Origin of the sequence: Burkholderia sp. LK4 (assembly GCF_001043615.1) — a bacterium.
In the GTDB taxonomy this organism is placed as follows: Bacteria; Pseudomonadota; Gammaproteobacteria; order Burkholderiales; family Burkholderiaceae; genus Burkholderia; species Burkholderia cepacia.
In genome coordinates, this window is record NZ_LDUL01000045.1 from 60,345 (window position 1) to 79,441 (window position 19,097).

Sequence of the window (19,097 nt, forward strand, 5' to 3'; positions counted from 1 at the left end):
GTCGCTCCGTCATCGTCCGATCGTCCGGAACGCGAGATCGAGCCGTTCGACGATCTCGTCGCATTGCGCACGTGTCGTGATGAGCGGCGGCGCGATCAGCGTATGGTCGCCGGTTTCCCCCATCAGCGACTTGCGCGGATAAACGATCACCCCCTGCTCGCGCGCGGCGCGCGTCACCTGTTCGCCGAACCGGAGTGCCGGGTCGAACGGGGTTTTCGTGTCGCGATCCGCGACGTACTCGAGCGCGAGCAGGAAGCCGCGTCCGCGCACGTCGCCGATGAAGTCGTGCCGAGTCGCGAGAGCGTCGAGCAGGCCGCGCAGATAATCGCCCGTCTCGGCCGCATGCTCGACCAGCCCCTCGCGTTCGATCACGTCGATCACAGCCAGCGCCGTCGCGCTCGCGAGCGGATTGCCGGCGTAGGTATAGCCATGCTGAAACCCGCCCGACGCGAGGATCGGATCGGTCAGCCCGGCCCGCGTCACGATCGCGGACGTCGGGTAGTAACCGGCGCCGAGCCCCTTCGCCACGCACAGGATGTCCGCCTCGACATTCCAGTGCTGGAAACCGAACCAGCGCCCCGTGCGGCCGATGCCCGTCATCACCTCGTCGAGGATCAGCAGGATGCCATGGCGCGAGCAGATCTCGCGGATACGCGCGAAATACGCGTCGTGCGGCACCTCGGCGCCCGTGCTCGCGCCACCGATCGGCTCCGCGACGAACGCGGCCACCCGCTCGGCACCGACTTCGCGAATCGCCGCGTCGAGTTCGTCCGCGCAATCGAGCGCGTGCTGCTCCGCGCTCTTGCCGTGCGGCACGCGATACTGCGTCGGCGAAGCGACCTTCGGATAAAGCCGGATCATCGGCTCGAACGGCTGCGTGAGCGGCGTGTAGCTCGTCATCGCGAGCGCGCCCATCGTCGAGCCGTGATAGGACGGCCGGCGCGCGATGAACACGCTGCGCTCCGGCTCACCGCTGCACACCCAGTACTGGCGCGCGAGCTTCAATGCCGACTCGACCGATTCCGAGCCCCCGCTCGAGAAAAACACGCGGTCGAAGCGGCCGCCTGCGAGACCGACGAGCTTCTCCGCAAGATCCACGGCCGGCTGATTCTCGAACTGCGTCCGATACGCGAACGCAACCTTGTCGAGCTGCGCGAGCATGGCGTCGCGAATCGCCGGATGCCCGTGGCCCAGCTGGGCCACGATGGCGCCGGAACACGCGTCGATGTGACGCTTGCCGTCCGTATCCCACGCATAGATGCCTTCGGCGCGCGCGACGGTCGGCAACTGCACGGCGGACTGATAAAAGAGATGGTCGCTCATTGACGTCCTTGTCTGATTGCGTAAGGGAATTCGGTACCGCGCGGTCAGCGGATATCGGCGAGAAACGCCTGGGTCCGCTCGTGCGAGGGCCGATGAAAGATCTCGGTCGGACAACCGTCCTCGACAACCCGGCCGTCGGCCATGAAGACGACACGGTCGGCCACGCGTTCGGCAAAGCGCATCTCGTGCGTGACGACCATCATCGTCATGCCGGCCTTTGCCAGCCGCTCCATGACCGCCAGCACGCCGCCGACCATCTCCGGGTCGAGCGCCGACGTCGGTTCGTCGAACAGCATCGCGTCGGGCTTCAGCGCGAGTGCCCGCGCAATCGCGACACGCTGCTTCTGCCCGCCGGACAGGTTGCCGGGATAGACGTCCTGCTTGTCGAGCACACCGACCTTGTCGAGCAGCTCCCGCGCTTCGTCCCGCGCCTGCGAAGCCGTCATGCCGAGCAACTGCATCGGCGCGAGCGTCAGGTTGTCGAGCACGGTCAGGTGCGGAAACAGGTTGAAGTGCTGAAACACCATGCCCACCTTCATCCGCATCGCATTCAGGTAGCGCTCCTGCGCGCGATGCCCGCGGCCGGGATCGTTGACGAGGCTGCCCAGCACCCTCACCTCGCCGCGCGTCGGTGTCTCCAGGTGGTTCACACAGCGCAGCAGCGTGCTCTTGCCCGATCCGCTCGGGCCGATCAGCACGACGACCTCACCCTTGTGGACGTCGAGCGAAATGCCCTTCAACACGTCGAGCGTCCCGTAGGTCTTGTGGATGTCGCGCAGGACGATCTGCGGCTGGTTCCCGCTCATGCCCGGCCTCCTTTCAGGATCAGGCGCTGTTCGAACTGGCGCAGCACGAGGCTCGTCCCGGTGGTCAGCAACGCATAGATCATCGCGCACGCAAAGTAGAGTTCGAACGGCTTGAAGGTCGCGCCGACCAGTTGCTGCGTGCGCATGAACAGCTCCGCGAGCGTGATCGTCGACACGAGCGACGTGTCCTTGATGAGGATGATCAGGTTGTTGCCGAGCGGCGGCACGATCAGTCTGAGCGCCTGCGGCAGCACGACGAGCCGCATCGTGCGCGCGGCGCCGAAGCCGAGCGACCGCGACGCTTCGACCTGCCCGTGCGGAATCGCGAGGATGCCGGCACGGATCGTCTCCGCGTTGTACGCGCCGACGTTGAGCGCGAGACCGATCACGCCGGAGCTGAACGGCGACAGCTCGAGCCCGAACTGCGGCAACCCGAAATAGATGATGAACAGCTGGACGAGCAACGGCGTCGAGCGGATCAGCCAGATATAAGCACCGGTGGCATCGCGCAGCACGCGATGGCGCGACAACCTGCCGAGGGCGGCGCCGAGGCCGATGGCGAGGCCGAATACGATCGCGAGCAGCGTCAGCTCCACCGTGACGGCCGCCGCTTCGAACAGCATCGGCAGGTACTTGAAGACGAGATGGAAATCGAACATGGCATGGCGGCCAGCGCGCTGCGCGGCGGCGCAACGGCACTGCGGGTGTCTCCGTATGATGAGTGACCGATTTGATTCATCATCTGCAGACGGCCCGAAAGCCATTGCTGCAGAAGGAACCGGCCTGTTGTTTGACTGGTTCGCAGTCTCGCTTTGAATTATTTTTCGGTCAATATATGATCTTTTTTAATCAATTGATTGACCGGAGCGAACATGCGGAGCGACTTCAGCCTGCGCGACATCGAAATCTTCCATGCGATCGCCACGGCCGGCTCCACGCGACAGGCGGCGGTTCAGCTCGGCATCACGCAGTCGGCGGTCAGCCATGCGCTCGCGCGGCTCGAGGACAGCCTGCGCATCCGGCTTTTCGCGCGCGAGAACCAGCGTCTGCAGATCTCGCCGGCAGGCCGCTACATGCTCGACGAGGCCGTACAGTTGCTCGACCGGCTGAATCGCATCGAAGAGGAAATTTCGCTGTTGCAGGACAGCGGTGTCGCGTCGCTGCGCATCGGCTGCGCGCCGGGGCTGTGTCACCGGTTCGGGCCGCGGCTCGCGCAACATTACGCACAGTCGCACTCGGGCACGGGCGTGGCGCTCGATGTCGCCGCGAGCGGGCGGCTCATATCGGATGTGGAAGGCGGCCGCCTCGATCTCGCGATCGTATCGTACGAGATCCATGAACCGGGCCTGATCTTCGTGCCCGTGTTCGGCGCGAAGATGGTCGCGCTGCTGACGCGCAAGAACCGGCTCGCCGCGCGCAAGCTGCTGACATACGACGATCTCGCCGATCAGCAGTACATCAAGCCGATCCAGTCCGACCACCTGATCTACGACGATTCAAGCGACCGCCGGCGGCTCGGCTACGAGTTGCGCGTGAGCATGAGCTCGCTCGGCGAAGTGATTCGGCTGACCGACGGCGTGAGCCTGCTGAACGCGCTGACCGCCGCCGACCTGTGCGCGAACCGCGAGCTGGTGGCGCGCCCGTTCGATTCGAGCCAGTGGTTCAATTTCTATCTCGTTCACCAGCATGCGCTGAAGAACAATCCGGCCGTGCGCGACGTCCTCGATATCGCGCAGGCGTGCGTGCGCGATACGGCGGAAAACTCCGCGTACCCCGACGCATTCGTGGTGCGCTGATGCGCGGCGGGCGGGGCCGGCACGTCGCCCGCTTGCCACGCAGCGTCAAAAGGCATTCCGCCCGATAAAACCGCGCACGACCGTCAGCAGGATGATCTTCATGTCGAACCAGAAGCTCCAGTTCTGCATGTAGAACAGGTCGAACTTGACGCGCGCCTCCATCGCCTCGACCTTGCGCGTCTCGCCGCGATAGCCGTTCACCTGTGCCCATCCGGTGATGCCGGGCCGCACCCGGTAGCGATACATGTAGCAGTCGATCAGTTGCCGGTAAAGGTCATCGTGTTCGATCGCATGCGGACGCGGGCCGACAACCGACATCTGCCCGAACAGCACGTTGAAGAACTGCGGCAGCTCGTCGAGCGACGTGCGCCGCAGGAACGCGCCGACGCGCGTGATGCGCGCATCGTTGCGCGACGCCTGCCGCACGACGCCCGGTTGTGCGCGATGCACGCGCATCGTCCGGAACTTCAGGATATCGAACTCCCGGCCGTCGACGCCCTTGCGGCGCTGCCTGAACAGCACGGGCCCCGGCGACGACAGCTTGACCGCGATCGCCAGCATCGACAGCAGCGGCAGCAGCGGAATCAGCACACCGAATGCGAACAGCCGGTCGAACGCGAACTTCGCCCACAGCTCCGGCGCCGAGCGCGGCGTGGTCGCGAGATTGATCGCCGGCATGCCGAGCACGTCGGTCGCCGAGCGATCGACCATCGCCATCTGTCGCACGTCGGGCAGCAGCCGCAATTCCACGAACTCGTCGCGCAACTCGCGGACGATGCGCTGGATCCGCCACTCGTGCGACATCGGCAGCGTGAGCCATACCTCGTCGATCTCGCCACCGCGAATCAGGTCGCGCAGTGCGTTCCAGTCATCGATCACCGGCACGCCGCCGATGCCACCGATCCCGCCGGCGGCAGCCGGTGCGTCGTCATCGAATACGCACGCCGCCACGAAAGGCCCCTGCGGCGCGAGCTGCATCCGCTCGACCGCGACACGGCCGTACGCCGTCGCACCGACCACCGCGACGCGGCGCTGCCGCGCGCGCGGATCGTCGCGCGTCAGTGCCAGCGCCAGCAGCGCGGCACGACCGAGCAGCAGCGCCGCGTCGCCGGCCAGCACCGTGCGCGCGATCCAGCGTGTCGTGATCGTGCCGCCTCGGTTCATGATCCACATCGCGGCCGCCACCGTCAGCACGCTCGCGCAGACGAGCGCCACGATCGTCTGCGTCAGCGCATGCGTGCCGCCTTGCGGCGCCACGCTGCCACGCGCGGTGCGCAGGTAGCGCGGCAGCAACGCCACGGTCAGCACGCACAGCAGCGCGATCGCGCCGCGCTGCGCGTCGGACAGCGCGCGCCACGCGAGGCCCGAGGCCGCCTGCGCCGCGAGCGCGCCGGCCAGCACGAGCACGGCGTCGGTCGCTGCGATCGCGGCACGCCGCATCGCATTCGTTCCACCGAACCTCGGGTGCATCGTCACGCACCATGTGCGGGGAACCCGCGACGCTCGTCCGGCATGCGGGGCCGAACGGGTGTCGGCCTTGCCGTCCCGCGCGTGCCGAGCAGCCTGCGATAGTCGGCGCGAATCAGGTCGTAGCATTCACACGCGTGATGTTCGAGGCCGTCGCGGTCGAGCACCGTGATGCGGCCGCGGCGTTGCCGGATCAGCCCGGATTCCTGCAGGTTGCCGGCCGCTTCCGTCACGCCTTCGCGCCGCACGCCGAGCATGTTCGCGATCGTCTGCTGCGTGACCGCCAGTTCGTCGCCGTCGATGCGGTCGTGCGCGAGCAGCAGCCAGCGGCTGAGCTGCTCGCTGACCGAGTGATGCCGGTTGCACAGCGCGCCGCGCGAGATCTGCGCCATCGCTGCCTGGCAGTAGCTGAGCAGCAGCCGGTAGGTCGCCGGCGACCGCTCGAATTCGGCGCGCATCACGCAGCTCGGCACACGATAGGCCATCCCGCCGATGCGGACCTCGACCCGGTGCGACGCCGCGGCGCCACCGACCAGCGTCGCCAGACCGACCACTCCCTCGCGGCCGACCTGCGCCACCTCGACCATCGCACCGTCTTCCATCAGGTGCTGCACCGACATCATCGACGTCGTCGGGAAATGCACGTGGCGCATCGGTTCGCCGACCCGCTCGAGCATCCCGGCCTTGATCCTGACCAGTTCGAGATGCGGTGCGATGTTGCGGATGCTGTCCTCCGGGAGGGCATCGAGGATGGCATTCGCCGAGTAGCTCGAGTGAAGATGAAGCATGTCTGTATCCCTTTTATCGTCCGCGCCGCCTGCAGCCGCGGGCACGGAACTCGTTATCGCGATGCGCGCCCGGACGCCGGCAGTGGTTGCGGCCCACAACCCTGATTCCGACCGACCGTCGGCTTTGTTGCCGCCGGATCGAATCGGCCGTCCCGTTTCGACACGCCAGCCCGAATAAGCGATTTACGTGCCAAACCATGCCCATCCTTAATATATGAATCACGCCCGATTTAGATCGCCCGAATTACCGGCCCAAAACCAAAAAAAGCGTCTCATTTCCGGACACTCCTCCGGACGCCGGACACCGCGAGCGATTTGACTGATCATTTCCCCTGCATCGAACCGAGACAGACACGGCGCGGCTCCCAGGCTTGTCGCTCATATACTTACAGTCGATTTTCAATTGTTTCCGTGATGTACCCGGCAGCACTTCTCTGCGTCACCATGCCTCGCACAGCTGTTTGAAACTGTCTCAAATTTGAATCGACACACTAAATTCCGGCTCTGTCATCTGACGCACACTTCTCCCGCATCACATTGATTTTTATGGATATTTTCGTGACATCCCTTTAATTGTCAAAGAATGTTCAATGTCCGCCCGGGACTTTCTTCGCACGCAGCACGGCACCGTTCGATTGATTCCCGTTCGACATCGAATGAATGCCGAACGTCCCATTCGATTTCCGGATGATTAATTCCGCTAAAACGAATCATTAAATCCGGATAACATTCCCGCCCGCCCAAAATCGTCAAACTTTGTGAAATGACGCAATGTGCAATTGATCGAATTCAATGGCGTGTTAGCCTTTTCGCGAGTATCGTCACTCCATTTCTGACGAACACAAGTCCGCACGATCGTGCGAATTCCCCATTTTCGGGGTATCGCCGAGACGACGCGCGACCGCCACCCTACGAGGATGCGCCGTGACTCACCAGGCCCCTGACACCGTCGCGTACGCGAACGGGATGATCGAGCTGTCCCACAGCTTCGATGCGAACCGGTTTCTCGCGGCCGTCGACCGCGACGATCTCGCGACATTCGTCCCCCACCTTCAACTCGTCCACCTGAAATCGGGGCAAGTGCTCTGCGAGCCCGGCGAAATGCTCGCCGCGGTCTACCTGCCCGTCACGACCGCGATTTCGCTGCAGTACGTGTCGTCCGGCGGCATGACGCTGGAAGTCGCGGAGATCGGCAGCGAGAGCGTGGCGTGCGACGACGTGATCGGCGGCAGCGGCCGGATGCCCTGCCGGGCCGTGGCCTGCCGCGACGGGTTCGTCTACCGGCTCGACCGGCGCGTGTTCGCCGCCGCGTTCGACGCGTCGCCGGTCATTCGCCATCTCGTGTTCGTCTGCGTGCGGCTGCTGATGGCGCAGGTCTCGCAGATCACGTTCTGCAGCCGTCATCACGTGCTCAAACATCAGTTATGCAGATGGTTCCTGCTCGCGTACGACCGGACCCGCAGCATCGAGATCCAGGTGACGCACAGCATGCTGGCGCAGATGCTCGGCGTGCGGCGCGAAACGGTCACCGATGCCGCCGGCGAGATCCAGAAGCTGGGCCTGATCCGGCAATACCGGAGTTCGATCGAGCTCGCCGACCTCGACGGTCTCGAGAAAATGTCGTGCGGCTGCCGCGCGATCGTGCGTGACGAGATGAAGCGCATCCTGTCGGCCGACTCGGGTGTGCCGGCCGCTTCGCGCGCCTGACCCGCCTGCCCGACCTGCCCGCGCGGCGCTTCGGCGCTGCGCTTCCTCGATAAGCAGGGTTAGCGGTTTGTAGGGTGGCGAACAGAACGCCGTGCCTGCCAATGGTCTACTGATGCCGGACTGCCGGGGGGACGTCAGCGCGTATGCCGCGTCTGCCCCGAGCGGACGACACCACGCACGCCGGAGCAGCACGTGAAAAACGAAATCAGAACCATCCTGAAGCACGTCGCCCACCTCGAAGCCGCGATCGATTCGATCGGCGACGGGGACGACCTCTACGAAGCGGGCCTCTCGTCGCTCGACACGATCCAGCTGATGCTCGCGATCGAGAAGCAATTCAACATCGAGATTCCCGACGAGATGCTGAACCGCAACCTGTTCCGCAGCATCGACGCGCTCGCGGACACGATCGCCACGCTGCAACGCACCGAGCATTCCGCATGAGCGCGCTGCTTCCCGAACTCGCGACCGACAGCGATGCGCATCGGCTCGACGAGGCCGCGCATGCCGTCGCACAGATCGCCGCGCAGCACGCGGACGCGGTCGACCGGGACGCGCGCTGCCCCGTCGAGGCGATCGAGGCGATGCGCGCGCGCCGCCTGCTCGGCGCAATGGTGCCGACCCATCTCGGCGGCGCTGGCGCGTCGCTGGCGGACATCGCGTCGGCCTGCTCGATTCTCGGCCAGGCCTGCGCGTCGTCGGCCATGGTGTTCGCGATGCACCAGATCCAGGTCGCCTGCATCGTCGATCACGCGGTCGACCAGGGCTGGCACAAGCTGTTCCTGCAGCAACTCGTGCGCCACCAGTGGCTGCTCGCATCGGCTACGTCGGAAAACGGCGTCGGCGGCAACCTGCGCGCGAGCCAGTGCGCGCTCGAAACCGACGGCGGCGAGTTCCGGCTGCGCAAATCCGCGCCGACGATCTCGTACGGCGACTATGCGGACGGCATCCTCGCGACCGCACGACGCGATGCGGACGCCCCGGCTTCCGAGCAGGTGCTCGTCACGCTGCTGCGCGACGGCTACACGCTCACGCGCCGCGGCGAATGGGACACGCTCGGGATGCGCGGCACCTGCAGCAACGGTTTCGAGCTCGACGCGCAAGGCGCCGCCGTCCAGTGCCTGCCGGTGCCGTTCGCGAAGATCGCCGAGGAAACGATGGTGCCGGTGTCGCACATCCTGTGGGCCGCGGTCTGGATCGGCGTGGCCGGCGACGCGTTCCATCGCGCGCACCAGTTCTTCCGCGCACAGGCACGCCAGACCGACGGCGCACCGTCGCCCGCGTCGCGACGCATCGCCGAATCGCTCGCGCTGATGCAGGCGATGCAGGCCCGCGTCGACAACGTGCTGCGCCTCCATGCGAATGCGACCGCGCGCTCGTGGTCGGCCGGGATGGCCTGGGCCGCCGAGATCAACACGCTGAAGACCTACGTGTCGACGACCGCGCTGGAAGTCGCGCACCAGGCCATGATGATCTGCGGGATGGCCGGCTACAAGCAAGGCACGCCGTTCAGCATCGGCCGCCACATTCGCGACCTGCATGCGGCGCCGCTGATGATCAGCAACGACCGCATTGCCACCAACACCTCGAACCTGCTGCTCGCGCTGCGTCCTGCGACGCTGGAGAAACATACGTGAACGATCGCCTTGCCGTGCCCTCCGCCGCCTCCGCTCCCGCCGACGCACCGCTCGACCGCGCGGGCGTCAACCCGCTGCGCGACGAACTGATCGACGCGGGCCTGCTGGTCTCGACCGGCATCCAGGGCCTGTTCGGCCGCAGCGAACGGTTCGAGCGCGTCGTGGAAGCGCTCGACGCGTTCGTCACGCGCATCGGCGCCGACCAGCAGGCCGAAGTGCTGCGCTTCCCCCCGGCCATGAGCCGCATCGAGTTCGAGCGCAGCGAATACATGAAGAGCTTCCCGCAGCTCGCGGGCAGCGTGCACGCGTTCTGCGGCGACGAGCATCAGCACCAGCGCCTGTTGCAGTGTCTCGATCGCGGCGACGACTGGACCGAAAACCAGAAGCCGACCTACGTCGTGATGACGCCGGCCGCGTGTTACCCCGTCTACCCTGTCGTCGCACGCGCGGGCGCGCTGCCGGCCGACGGCCGGATCGTCGACGTATTCTCGTACTGCTTCCGCCACGAGCCGTCGCTCGATCCGACCCGCATGCAGCTGTTCCGGATGCGCGAATACGTGCGGATCGGCACGCCCGAGCAGATCGTCTCGTTCCGCGAGACCTGGATCGAGCGCGGCACGCGAATGATCGAGGCGCTGCGCCTGCCCAACGCGATCGACCTTGCGAACGACCCGTTCTTCGGGCGCGGCGGCAAGATCGTCGCGAACAGCCAGCGCGAGCAGAACCTGAAGTTCGAGCTGCTGATCCCGATCGAGCACGACGATCGCCAGACCGCCTGCCTGAGCTTCAATTACCACATGGACCATTTCGGGCTGCTGTGGAACATCCGTACCGCGACGGACGAGGTCGCGCACACGGGCTGCGTCGGCTTCGGCCTCGAACGGCTCACGCTCGCGCTGTTCCGCCACCACGGCTTCGACATCGATGCATGGCCGCATGAAGTCCGCGACGTGCTGTGGGGCACGCGATGAGATTCGTGTCCCGCGACGGCGAAGACGCGTCGTTCGAGGATGTGCGCCACCGTGCGCGCCACTACCGGCCGCATCCGCTGCACAGCCAGGAGATGGTCTGGAAGCAGACCAACTGCTACGTCGACATGTGGCTCGAAGTGCTCCGGTGGTGGGGCTTCAATCCGTACGCGGCGCTGCCGTTTACGATCGCGCTCGATTTCGAGGGCGACCAGTTCACGTTCTTCAAGTTTCCGCACGACGAACTGGAGCGGCTGTACGGCATCGTCGTGCAGGAGCACTCGATCTACGAACCGCTCGACCGGCACATCGAGACGCAGGTCGCGCGCGGTCACCTGATGATCGTCGAAGTCGACGCGTGGTTCCTGCCCGATACGCGCGGCAGCAGCTACCGCACGCAGCACACGAAGACGACGATCGGCGTCGATGCGATCGACCGCGCGAATCGCCAGATCGGCTACTTCCATAACAGCGGTTATTACGTGGCCGAGGATTTCGACTACGACGGGCTCGTCGGCGGCAGCTCGCCGATGACGCTGCCACCCTATGTCGAATGCGCGAAACGGCGGTTTGCACCGCTCGACGAGCGCACGCTGTGCGAGACGTCGCTCGCCGCGCTGCAGCGCCACCTGCGGCGCCTGCCGGTGGTCGACCCGATCGCCGCGTTCCGGCGGCAATTGCAGACCGACGCGCGGACGCTCGCCGATTCGCCGCTCGAGCGCTTTCATGCGTACTCGTTCAACTCGGTGCGGCAGCTCGGCGCGAACTTCGAGCTGTTCGGCCATTACGCGCGCTGGCTGCAGGCCAGCGGCTGCGTCGGGCCGTTCGCCGAGATCCGCGCCGCGTGCGACCGCATCGCGTCCGAGGCGATGGTGCTGGAATTCCGGCTCGCACGCGCCTGTGCGCGCGGCAAGGAGGAACGCGGCGATTCGACGCTCGAAGCGATCGAGGCCGCCTACGCGGACGTGGTCGCATGCGCACGGCAGATCGCCTTGCCGCTGCGGCACATGACGCCCGTGCACAGCGACGCGGCGGCACCCGTGCCGGTCATGCGGTGACGCGCACGCGCGCCCAACCCGCGTGGTCGATGCTGGCGACGGCCGCGGGGGCCGCACGGGAACCGCGCGATCTCCCGGCCGCCGGCAACGGCTGGATTCCGGCGGCCGTGCCCGGTACCGTGGCCCAGTCGCTCGCGCTCGCCGGCCGGCTCGACGAAGCCGTATCGCTCGACGAGCGCGACCACTGGTACCGGATCGAACTGCGCGGACACGGGCCGCGCGTACTGCGCTTTCACGGCCTCGCGACGCTCGCGCAGGCGTGGCTCGACGACACGCCGATCCTCCGCTCCGACAGCATGTTCGTCGCGCACGACGTGCCCGTGTCGCTCGACGGGGCGCACCGGCTGACCCTCTGTTTCCGCGCGCTCGCCCCGCACCTGCGCGACGCGCGTGCGCCGCGCCGCGCGCGCTGGCGCACGCGCCTCGCGGAGCCGGCGGCCCTGCGCACGATCCGCACGTCGCTGTTCGGGCACATGCCGGGCTGGTTTCCGCCGCATGTGCCGACCGGCCCGTGGCGGCCCGTGGACGTGCTCGATCCGGCCGACGGGCCCGTGCTCGCCGATTGCAACCTGCACGCGCGCATCGAAGGCGACACCGGCTGGCTCGACGCGGACCTGACGTTCGCCGCGCCGCTGCCCGACGCGCTCGCGGCACGGCTGTCGTGCGGCCAGCACCACGCCACGCTCGAACGTGCGGGCCCCGATCGCCTGCGCGCAAGCGTCGCGGTGCCCAACGTGTGCCGCTGGTGGCCGCATACGCACGGCGAACCGGTGCTGTACGACATTGCGCTGCATATCGGCGACGAGCGTCGACCGCTCGGCGCGACGGGCTTCCGCACGATCGACGTCGACCCCGGTGCCGACGGCAAGGGCTTCGGGCTGCGCGTCAACGGCGTGCCCGTGTTCGCGCGCGGCGCGTGCTGGAGCAGTGCCGCGCCGCTCGCGCTGCACGCGGACGACGCCACCTACGCCCGCCTGCTCGGGCTCGCGCGCGACGCCGGCTTCAACATGATCCGCGTCGGCGGCACGATGACCTACGAGGCCGATGCCTTTCATGCGTGGTGCGACCGGCTCGGGCTGCTGGTCTGGCAGGATTTCATGTTCGCGAACTTCGACTACGCGCTCGACGATCCCGCGTTCGCGGCCAACGTCGATCGCGAAGCCCGACAGTTCCTCTCGCGTCACGGCGCATCGCCGTCGCTTGCCGTCCTGTGCGGCGGCAGCGAGATCGCGCAGCAGGCCGCGATGTCCGGGCTCGGGCCGAAGCAGCGCTTCCTCGAGCTGACCGCCGACCGGCTGGCCGGCCATGCGGCCGCATGCCGGCCCGACGTCCCGTACGTGCCCGATTCGCCCGACGGCGGCGTGCTGCCGTTCATGCCGCGCGAACGCGTGTCGCACTATTACGGTGTCGGTGCCTACCTGCGCCCGCTCGATGACGCGCGCCGCGCAGACGTGCGCTTCGCGAGCGAATGCCTCGCGTTCTCGAACGTGCCATGCGACGCGACGCTCGCCGAGCTCGGCTGGCCCGGCGTGCACGAGCCGCGCTGGAAAGCCGCCGTGCCGCGCGACCCCGGCACGTCGTGGGATTTCGAGGACATTCGCGACCACTATCTGCAGACGCTGTACGACGTCGTGCCCGACCGGCTGCGGCGCGAGGATCCGGCGCGCTACTTCGAACTGTCGCGCGCGGTGGTCGCCGACCTGATGCGCGAGACGTTTTCCGAATGGCGGCGCACCGGCTCGCGCTGTGCCGGCGCGCTCATCTGGCAGTTCCAGGACGTGATGCCGGGCGCCGGCTGGGGGGTAATCGACGCCGCGCACCGGCCGAAATCCGCGTGGCACGCGCTGCGCCAGGTGCTGCAACCCGTACAGGTGCTGCTCGTCGACGAAGGCCTGAACGGGCTCGACGTGCATGTCGTCAACGAGCGCCCCGCGCCGCTGTCGGCGGCACTCGAACTGGTCGCGCTGCGCGACGGCCGCACGGCGGTTGCACGGGCCGGCTGCCCGGTTCGGATCGCCGCGCACGACACCGTGCGGATCGGTTCGGCCGAGCTGCTCGGCCGTTTCTTCGACTGGACCTACGCGTACCGCTTCGGGCCCTGCGAACACGACACCGTCGTCGCGACCCTGCGCGGCGACGACGGCACCCTGCTGTCGCAGGCATTCCACTTCCCGTCCCGTACGCATCCGGCGGTGCTGGCGCGCCGCGAACTCGGGCTGGAGGCGTGTGTGTCGCGCACCGGCGACACGTGGCACGTCGACATCGATACACGGCACGTCGCACGCCATGTGCAGATCGATGCGCCGGGATTCGTGCCGCGCGACGACTGGTTCCATCTCGCGCCCGGCACGCCGGCGCGCGTGGTGCTCGTTCCGCTTGGAACAGCCGGGAAGAATGGGGCCGCGGACGAACCGCCGGCCGTGGAAATCCGCGCCGTGAACGCCGCGCGCGCGGTGCGCGCCACGCAGGCCGGTTGACGCGACGCTCGCGGCTGCGCACGCCGCGAGCGCCCCGGTCGAATCTCAATCGGACGAGCCCGTCCCGCGCGGACGCTCGATCCCGTATGCCTCCATCCAGCGGTACAGCGTCGCGCGCGACACCCCGAGCTCGCGCGCCGAAGCCGCGACGCGCCCGCGCGTGCGCAGCAGCGCCGTTTCGATTGCCTCACGCTCGATCGACTTGCGGATGTCGGCCACCGACGGCGACGCTGCATCGAGACAGTATTCGAGCTCGAGATCCTGCGCGGTGATCAGGCGGCCTTCCGTCATCACGACCGCGCGGCGCACGCGGTTGATCAGTTCGCGAACGTTGCCGGGCCAGTCGTGCTTGTACAGTGCCGTGATCGCATCCGTCGAGAAGCCGCGTACGCGATGGCGCGCGTCGCCGCGGAAGCGTTCGAGCATGTGATGCGCGAGCAGCTCGATGTCCTTGCCGCGCGCCCGCAGCGGCGGCTGGTCGATGCGCATCACGCACAGCCGGTGGAACAGGTCGGCCCGGAAGCGCCCCTCCGCCATCGCGTCGCGCAGGTCGACGTGCGTCGCCGACACGATCCGGACATCGACCGGCACCGGATCGCTGCCGCCAAGGCGATGGATTGCGCGCTCCTGCAGAAAACGCAGCAAGCTTGCCTGGCTCTCGTGCGGCAGGTCGCCGATCTCGTCGAGCAGCAGCGTGCCGCCGTTCGCCGCTTCGACATAACCGATCTTGCGCGCGTTCGCGCCGGTAAACGCGCCGCGTTCGTAGCCGAACAGCTCGGATTGCAGCAGATGGGGCGGAATGGCGCCGCAGTTGACGGCGACGAACGGGCCGTTGCGGCGCTCCGAATGGCGATGGATCGCGACGGCCGTCAACTCCTTGCCGGTTCCCGTTTCGCCGAACACGAACACCGGTGCGTCCGTGCGCGCGAAGCGCCGCACCGTATCGAACAGCCGCAGCATCGCGCTGCAGGTGCCGACGATGCCTTTCTCTTCGGATTCGAGCCGTTCGCGGTCGCGCGCGAACAGGCATTCCATGCCGTACGCATGGCCGACCGTATCGGCGATCCGCTGGTGCGACGCCGGCAACGTGACGTAATCGAAGCAATAGTCGCGCAACAGCGCGCGCACGTTCGGCGACGCCGTCTGGCCGACGTCGACGAGCGCGACCCAGACGACGTCGCGCATCGACGCGCAGGTCGACGCAATGCTGCCGATCGCGTCGGCGTGGCCGCCGCTCAGGTCGAGGATGCCGCAGGTGATCTCGCCGGATGTGTCGCGCAGCTCGCTCGCCTGCGCGACGATCGACACTTTCCAGTCGCGTCGCGACAGTTCCTTTCGCAGCATGACGGACGGCGACTGCGTCCAGTAAATCAGCGGACGCTGCCCGTTACCACTCCCCGCGCCGGCGCTCTTATCGCGCGTTATTGGCATATTCATAACGAACCATCACTTTCTCCACTCCGCGAACCGTTCGCGTGCGCTGCGGCCGGCGGCGCATGGCCGCCTTTCCGCGCTGCGTTTCCGCAGCTTTGGCGAAGATCGAAACTGCACACGGCGAGAACCCCCGGAGGTCGAGCCGGATGTCATCCGGCCTCGTTGTCATCCAACTCGAAGGGAACGCGCGGCTGCGGGAGCCACGACGTTCCCGCTTTGAAGCGACCCGCCGTCAAGGCGGAGCGCGTCGGCAGACGGGAATGCCGCCGGCATGTGCGTTACGTCGTACACGACAGTGGCGCCCGATGCCGAACCGGATGGCCGCCAACCCGCTTCCGGAATGACCGCCGCATTTCATCCGCATCTGAATTTACACCCCGTTTCGAGATGGTCGTGTTACCAAAAGATAATCCTGAATCAACCGGTTACGCGACCTGTCGCACCGCACCGCGCGTGTTTGTTCACTGAGATTTGATTATCTACGAGCATTCCAGTCAATCAGTGGCAAATACTACTTTTCCGCAAGATGGGGGCGGTCGATTGCATGTGATATCCATCGAAATCCCCCTGAAAGGTCGGCACCGCATTTCATTTTCCACATAATCGGGCCCACCGCCGGCAGGCCGCATCGTATCGCGACCGCATGCGGCCTGCTCGTCCCGCACTGGTCCTGCTCTTGTCCCGCACTTGTCACGCACTTGTCCGTTACATGCCGTAATCAACCAGACCGCGTCGTGCATCCCGTTCCGCGGTGCCGGCACACGGCGAAACGCCCGCCGCGCACGCCGGTCGTCCTCCGGCGAATCGTCGCGGCCAGACGCGATGCCGATCGTGCCGACCGCCGCCCCCCGCAGTGCAGCATGGCGACGCCCGGTCGCGTCACGCCCGTGTCCTGCGATCCGTCTGTAAGGATGCGGGCCGCCCGTTGTCGTAATCGGCCACGCCAGACCGCCTGATCGCCGGCCGAGGCACCGACGCATCGCCGCGGTGGCGCGTGCGTGCAGACAATGGCGTGGGGATGAGGGACGCGTGTGCCGCGCGGGCGCGCACGACCCGGAAGGAATTCGACGAGGCTCGACACGGTCTGCCCATGCGATGCAGCCGACCGCGAGCGTGTGCCCGGCACCGCCATGCACGATCGCCCCGTCGTGAATGCTCGAAATCTTCAAGTCCTGCCCCGGTTCTTTATTGACGTTCGATGTTGGCTGGCCGCGCATCGAGGCGGGCCGCGACGATGGGTCAATTATGGAAAAGCACGGGCCGCCGCGGTGTGTGCTACCGCACTTTGCGGCGCTCGCGCGGCAGGCCGCGCTGTGCGTGCCGCGCCGGCCGCGCGAATCCGGAGCGAGAGTACGCTTTCGAACAGACCGGCGCACGGCGCACCCGGATGATGAGAATCGCCGCACCGCACGGAACGATCGCGTCCGCGCGGTACGGCGTGCCGAAGGCATCACGCGAGGACAGCATCATGGAATGGCATTGTTGTGAATTCGAACATCTGGGCGCCGTCGATCTCTACGCAATCCTGCGCGCGCGCAACGCCGTGCTGGTGGTCGAGGACGCGCACACGCATCTCGACATCGACGGCAAGGACGCCGGTGCGCTGCATGTCTATGCAACCGTACGCGACGGCGACACGATGGAAGTCGCGGCCTACGCACGCATCCTGCCCGGCGACGACATCGACCCGGACGCCGTGATCGACAAGGTGCTGACGAGCGAGCGCCGACGCGACGACACGACGCTCGAGCAGCTGATCGGGCGCGCCCTCACCGCCGCGCAGGCGGCGTGGCCCGACGCCGCGGTGCGCACGCACGTCCCGGCACCGCGCCAGGCGTTCTACAAGCGTTTCGGATTCCGCAAGGCCTACGGCCCGTATCTCGAACAGGGTGCGCCGTTCGTCGGCCTGGTGCGGCCCAGCGACCGCGCGGCAGGCGCGCTGCGCGGCCTGCTGCAGCGGGTCGTTTCGGCACACCGGTCGCGCGACGACGACACACGTGCCGACAGCCGTACACACAACCGGCTGCCCGCCGACACCGGAGCCAATCGATGACCCGCACCCTTCGCCCGGTTCCCGATCCCGACCTGCCGCGCATCCTGCCGGTGATTCTCGCCGGCGGCTCCGGCACCCGGCTGTGGCCGCTGTCCCGCGAGCAGTATCCGAAGCAGTTGATCGAGCTGATTTCGAACGAATCGCCGCTGTCGGCGACGGCGCGCCGCCTGAACGGCATCGCGAACGCGTCGCTCGGCGACACGTTGCTGCTGGTCTGCGGCGAACAGCATCGCATCATGAGTGCCGCGCAGGTGGTCGGTCGCGCGGCGCCGGCCCGCATCCTGCTCGAACCGGCCGCGCGCAACACCGCGCCCGCGCTGACGCTTGCGGCACTCGACGCGAGCCAGCTCGCGGACGATCCCGTGCTCGCGGTGATGCCGGCCGATCACGTGATCACCGACGTCGGCGCGTTCCAGGACGCGATCGCGCGCGCGGCGCGCTACGCGCAGGAAGGGGCGATCGTCACGCTCGGCGTGCTGCCCCGACGCGCGGAGACGGGCTACGGCTACATCCAGGTCGGCGAGCCGCGCACGGGCCGCCACGGTGGCCAGGGCGGCTACGCGATCGGGCGCTTCGTCGAAAAACCCGATGCGACGCTGGCCGAACGCTACCTGCAATCCGGCGATTACTGGTGGAACAGCGGGATTTACGTGACGCGCGCATCGGTCTGGCTGAAGGCGATCGGCGCACTCGCACCGGACATCCATGCGGCCTGCGAAACCGCGTGGCGCGCGGGCATCCCCGAGGACCCGTTCTTCCGGATCGATGCGGCGGCGTTCGACACGTGCCCGTCGGACTCGATCGACTACGCGGTGATGGAACGGCTCGCGGAGCACGGCGAACTCGGCATCGAAGGCATCGTGGTGCCGCTCGCGGCCGGCTGGTCGGATGTCGGTACCTGGGATGCGATCTGGGAAATCATGCCGAAGGACGATCACGGCAACGTCACGCGCGGCCCGATCGTGTTCGAGGACACGCAGGACAGCCTCGTGCGTTCGGAGGGCCGCCTGATCGCGTGCGTCGGGATGAAGGACGTCGTCGTGATCGAGACGCCCGATGCCGTGCTGGTCGCGAACAAGCATGACGTGCAGCGCGTGAAGAACATCGTCGAGCGCCTGAAGACCGACCGGCGCCCGCAGGCGCGCGAGCACCGCAAGGTGCAGCGGCCGTGGGGGCACTACGATTCGATCGATCTCGGCCAGCGCTTCCAGGTGAAGCGGATCGTCGTCGAGCCTGGCAAGCGGCTTTCGCTGCAGATGCACTATCACCGCGCCGAGCACTGGATCGTCGTGCGCGGCACCGCGAAGGTGACGCGGGGCAGCGAGACGTTCCTGCTGTGCGAGAACGAGTCGACGTACATCGCGGTCGGCGAAGTGCATCGCCTCGAGAATCCCGGCCGGATTCCGCTCGAAATCATCGAAGTGCAATCAGGCGATTATCTCGGCGAGGACGATATCGTTCGGTTCGACGATCAGTATGGGCGGGCGGTCGAGGCGCTGCCTGCCCGGCAGACATAGTCGATACGGCGCCCGCCCGGATCTCACTTGATCGATCAACCTGGCGGACGACGCCGTTCGCCGTGC

16 protein-coding genes are annotated in these 19,097 nt (G+C 67.1%); 10 read left to right on the plus strand and 6 right to left on the minus strand.

Going from position 1 to position 19,097, the window contains the following annotated elements; genetic code table 11:
* Nucleotides 1-9: 9 nt before the first annotated feature.
* Genes VK92_RS22825 through VK92_RS22835 form a run of 3 tightly spaced genes read right to left on the minus strand, consistent with a single transcriptional unit; the run spans nucleotide 10 to nucleotide 2,788 of the window.
* Nucleotides 10-1,323, minus strand: a complete 1,314-nt coding sequence (locus tag VK92_RS22825) for an aminotransferase family protein (protein WP_021160659.1) — start codon at nucleotides 1,321-1,323, stop codon at nucleotides 10-12.
* Between the two features lie 44 nt (nucleotides 1,324-1,367).
* Complete coding sequence (locus VK92_RS22830) at nucleotides 1,368-2,129, minus strand: amino acid ABC transporter ATP-binding protein (RefSeq protein ID WP_021160658.1); 762 nt, start codon at nucleotides 2,127-2,129, stop codon at nucleotides 1,368-1,370.
* Nucleotides 2,126-2,788 (minus strand): amino acid ABC transporter permease, encoded by a 663-nt coding sequence (locus VK92_RS22835; RefSeq protein ID WP_021160657.1) that lies wholly within the window; start codon nucleotides 2,786-2,788, stop codon nucleotides 2,126-2,128. The genes VK92_RS22830 and VK92_RS22835 overlap by 4 nt, the downstream gene beginning before the upstream one ends.
* A gap of 213 nt (nucleotides 2,789-3,001) precedes the next feature.
* On the opposite strand from VK92_RS22835, the gene VK92_RS22840 reads away from it, so the two are divergent.
* On the plus strand, nucleotides 3,002-3,925 hold the full coding sequence (locus VK92_RS22840; protein WP_048021862.1) for a LysR family transcriptional regulator: 924 nt from the start codon (nucleotides 3,002-3,004) through the stop codon (nucleotides 3,923-3,925).
* 45 nt (nucleotides 3,926-3,970) lie between these two features.
* Here VK92_RS22840 and VK92_RS22845 read toward each other — a convergent pair whose 3' ends face one another.
* Both VK92_RS22845 and VK92_RS22850 read right to left on the minus strand, forming a co-directional pair.
* The gene (locus tag VK92_RS22845; RefSeq protein ID WP_048021860.1) at nucleotides 3,971-5,365 is read right to left on the minus strand and encodes an undecaprenyl-phosphate glucose phosphotransferase; all 1,395 of its coding nucleotides are present in this window, start codon (nucleotides 5,363-5,365) and stop codon (nucleotides 3,971-3,973) included.
* Between the two features lie 32 nt (nucleotides 5,366-5,397).
* On the minus strand, nucleotides 5,398-6,180 hold the full coding sequence (locus VK92_RS22850) for a Crp/Fnr family transcriptional regulator (RefSeq protein WP_021159458.1): 783 nt from the start codon (nucleotides 6,178-6,180) through the stop codon (nucleotides 5,398-5,400).
* A gap of 924 nt (nucleotides 6,181-7,104) precedes the next feature.
* Between VK92_RS22850 and VK92_RS22855 the strand changes: the two genes are divergently transcribed.
* The 6 genes from VK92_RS22855 to VK92_RS22880 all read left to right on the plus strand — a co-directional run bounded on the left by VK92_RS22855 (nucleotide 7,105) and on the right by VK92_RS22880 (nucleotide 14,027).
* Entirely contained in the window at nucleotides 7,105-7,887 is a 783-nt protein-coding gene (locus VK92_RS22855) for a Crp/Fnr family transcriptional regulator (RefSeq protein WP_175850445.1), read from the plus strand.
* Between the two features lie 192 nt (nucleotides 7,888-8,079).
* Nucleotides 8,080-8,331, plus strand: coding sequence for an acyl carrier protein (locus VK92_RS22860; protein ID WP_006490451.1), 252 nt, complete (start codon nucleotides 8,080-8,082; stop codon nucleotides 8,329-8,331).
* Nucleotides 8,328-9,524, plus strand: coding sequence for an acyl-CoA dehydrogenase family protein (locus VK92_RS22865; protein ID WP_021159460.1), 1,197 nt, complete (start codon nucleotides 8,328-8,330; stop codon nucleotides 9,522-9,524). Before VK92_RS22860 ends, VK92_RS22865 begins: the two co-directional genes overlap by 4 nt.
* A complete protein-coding gene (locus tag VK92_RS22870) occupies nucleotides 9,521-10,495 on the plus strand; it encodes an amino acid--[acyl-carrier-protein] ligase (protein WP_048021856.1) in 975 nt (324 codons plus the stop codon). The genes VK92_RS22865 and VK92_RS22870 overlap by 4 nt, the downstream gene beginning before the upstream one ends.
* Nucleotides 10,492-11,550: a DUF1839 family protein gene (locus VK92_RS22875; protein WP_048021943.1), complete on the plus strand. Its 1,059-nt coding sequence runs from the start codon at nucleotides 10,492-10,494 to the stop codon at nucleotides 11,548-11,550. The genes VK92_RS22870 and VK92_RS22875 overlap by 4 nt, the downstream gene beginning before the upstream one ends.
* The gene (locus VK92_RS22880) at nucleotides 11,547-14,027 is read left to right on the plus strand and encodes a glycoside hydrolase family 2 protein (protein WP_048021941.1); all 2,481 of its coding nucleotides are present in this window, start codon (nucleotides 11,547-11,549) and stop codon (nucleotides 14,025-14,027) included. Before VK92_RS22875 ends, VK92_RS22880 begins: the two co-directional genes overlap by 4 nt.
* A 45-nt stretch (nucleotides 14,028-14,072) precedes the next feature.
* Here the strand turns inward: VK92_RS22880 and VK92_RS22885 are convergent, their stop codons facing one another.
* On the minus strand, nucleotides 14,073-15,464 hold the full coding sequence (locus tag VK92_RS22885) for a sigma-54 dependent transcriptional regulator (protein ID WP_042975033.1): 1,392 nt from the start codon (nucleotides 15,462-15,464) through the stop codon (nucleotides 14,073-14,075).
* A 1,149-nt stretch (nucleotides 15,465-16,613) separates the two neighbouring features.
* Here VK92_RS22885 and VK92_RS42555 point away from each other — a divergent pair.
* From VK92_RS42555 to VK92_RS22900, 3 genes are read left to right on the plus strand one after another with little or no spacing between them, the layout of a single operon-like run.
* Entirely contained in the window at nucleotides 16,614-16,949 is a 336-nt protein-coding gene (locus VK92_RS42555) for a hypothetical protein (protein WP_131723272.1), read from the plus strand.
* Complete coding sequence (locus VK92_RS22895; protein ID WP_048021852.1) at nucleotides 16,930-17,514, plus strand: GNAT family N-acetyltransferase; 585 nt, start codon at nucleotides 16,930-16,932, stop codon at nucleotides 17,512-17,514. The genes VK92_RS42555 and VK92_RS22895 overlap by 20 nt, the downstream gene beginning before the upstream one ends.
* On the plus strand, nucleotides 17,511-19,031 hold the full coding sequence (locus VK92_RS22900) for a mannose-1-phosphate guanylyltransferase/mannose-6-phosphate isomerase (RefSeq protein WP_048021851.1): 1,521 nt from the start codon (nucleotides 17,511-17,513) through the stop codon (nucleotides 19,029-19,031). The genes VK92_RS22895 and VK92_RS22900 overlap by 4 nt, the downstream gene beginning before the upstream one ends.
* Nucleotides 19,032-19,097: the final 66 nt, after the last annotated feature.

Bases quoted from the DNA above. Each gene is read 5' to 3' on its own strand.
- VK92_RS22825 (WP_021160659.1), bottom strand. From the start codon at position 1,323: ATGAGCGACCATCTCTTTTATCAGTCCGCCGTGCAGTTGCCGACCGTC.
- VK92_RS22830 (WP_021160658.1), bottom strand. From the start codon at position 2,129: ATGAGCGGGAACCAGCCGCAGATCGTCCTGCGCGACATCCACAAGACC.
- VK92_RS22835 (WP_021160657.1), bottom strand. From the start codon at position 2,788: ATGTTCGATTTCCATCTCGTCTTCAAGTACCTGCCGATGCTGTTCGAA.
- VK92_RS22840 (WP_048021862.1), top strand. From the start codon at position 3,002: ATGCGGAGCGACTTCAGCCTGCGCGACATCGAAATCTTCCATGCGATC.
- VK92_RS22845 (WP_048021860.1), bottom strand. From the start codon at position 5,365: ATGCGGCGTGCCGCGATCGCAGCGACCGACGCCGTGCTCGTGCTGGCC.
- VK92_RS22850 (WP_021159458.1), bottom strand. From the start codon at position 6,180: ATGCTTCATCTTCACTCGAGCTACTCGGCGAATGCCATCCTCGATGCC.
- VK92_RS22865 (WP_021159460.1), top strand. From the start codon at position 8,328: ATGAGCGCGCTGCTTCCCGAACTCGCGACCGACAGCGATGCGCATCGG.
- VK92_RS22875 (WP_048021943.1), top strand. From the start codon at position 10,492: ATGAGATTCGTGTCCCGCGACGGCGAAGACGCGTCGTTCGAGGATGTG.
- VK92_RS22885 (WP_042975033.1), bottom strand. From the start codon at position 15,464: ATGAATATGCCAATAACGCGCGATAAGAGCGCCGGCGCGGGGAGTGGT.
- VK92_RS42555 (WP_131723272.1), top strand. From the start codon at position 16,614: ATGCTCGAAATCTTCAAGTCCTGCCCCGGTTCTTTATTGACGTTCGAT.
- VK92_RS22895 (WP_048021852.1), top strand. From the start codon at position 16,930: ATGGAATGGCATTGTTGTGAATTCGAACATCTGGGCGCCGTCGATCTC.
- VK92_RS22900 (WP_048021851.1), top strand. From the start codon at position 17,511: ATGACCCGCACCCTTCGCCCGGTTCCCGATCCCGACCTGCCGCGCATC.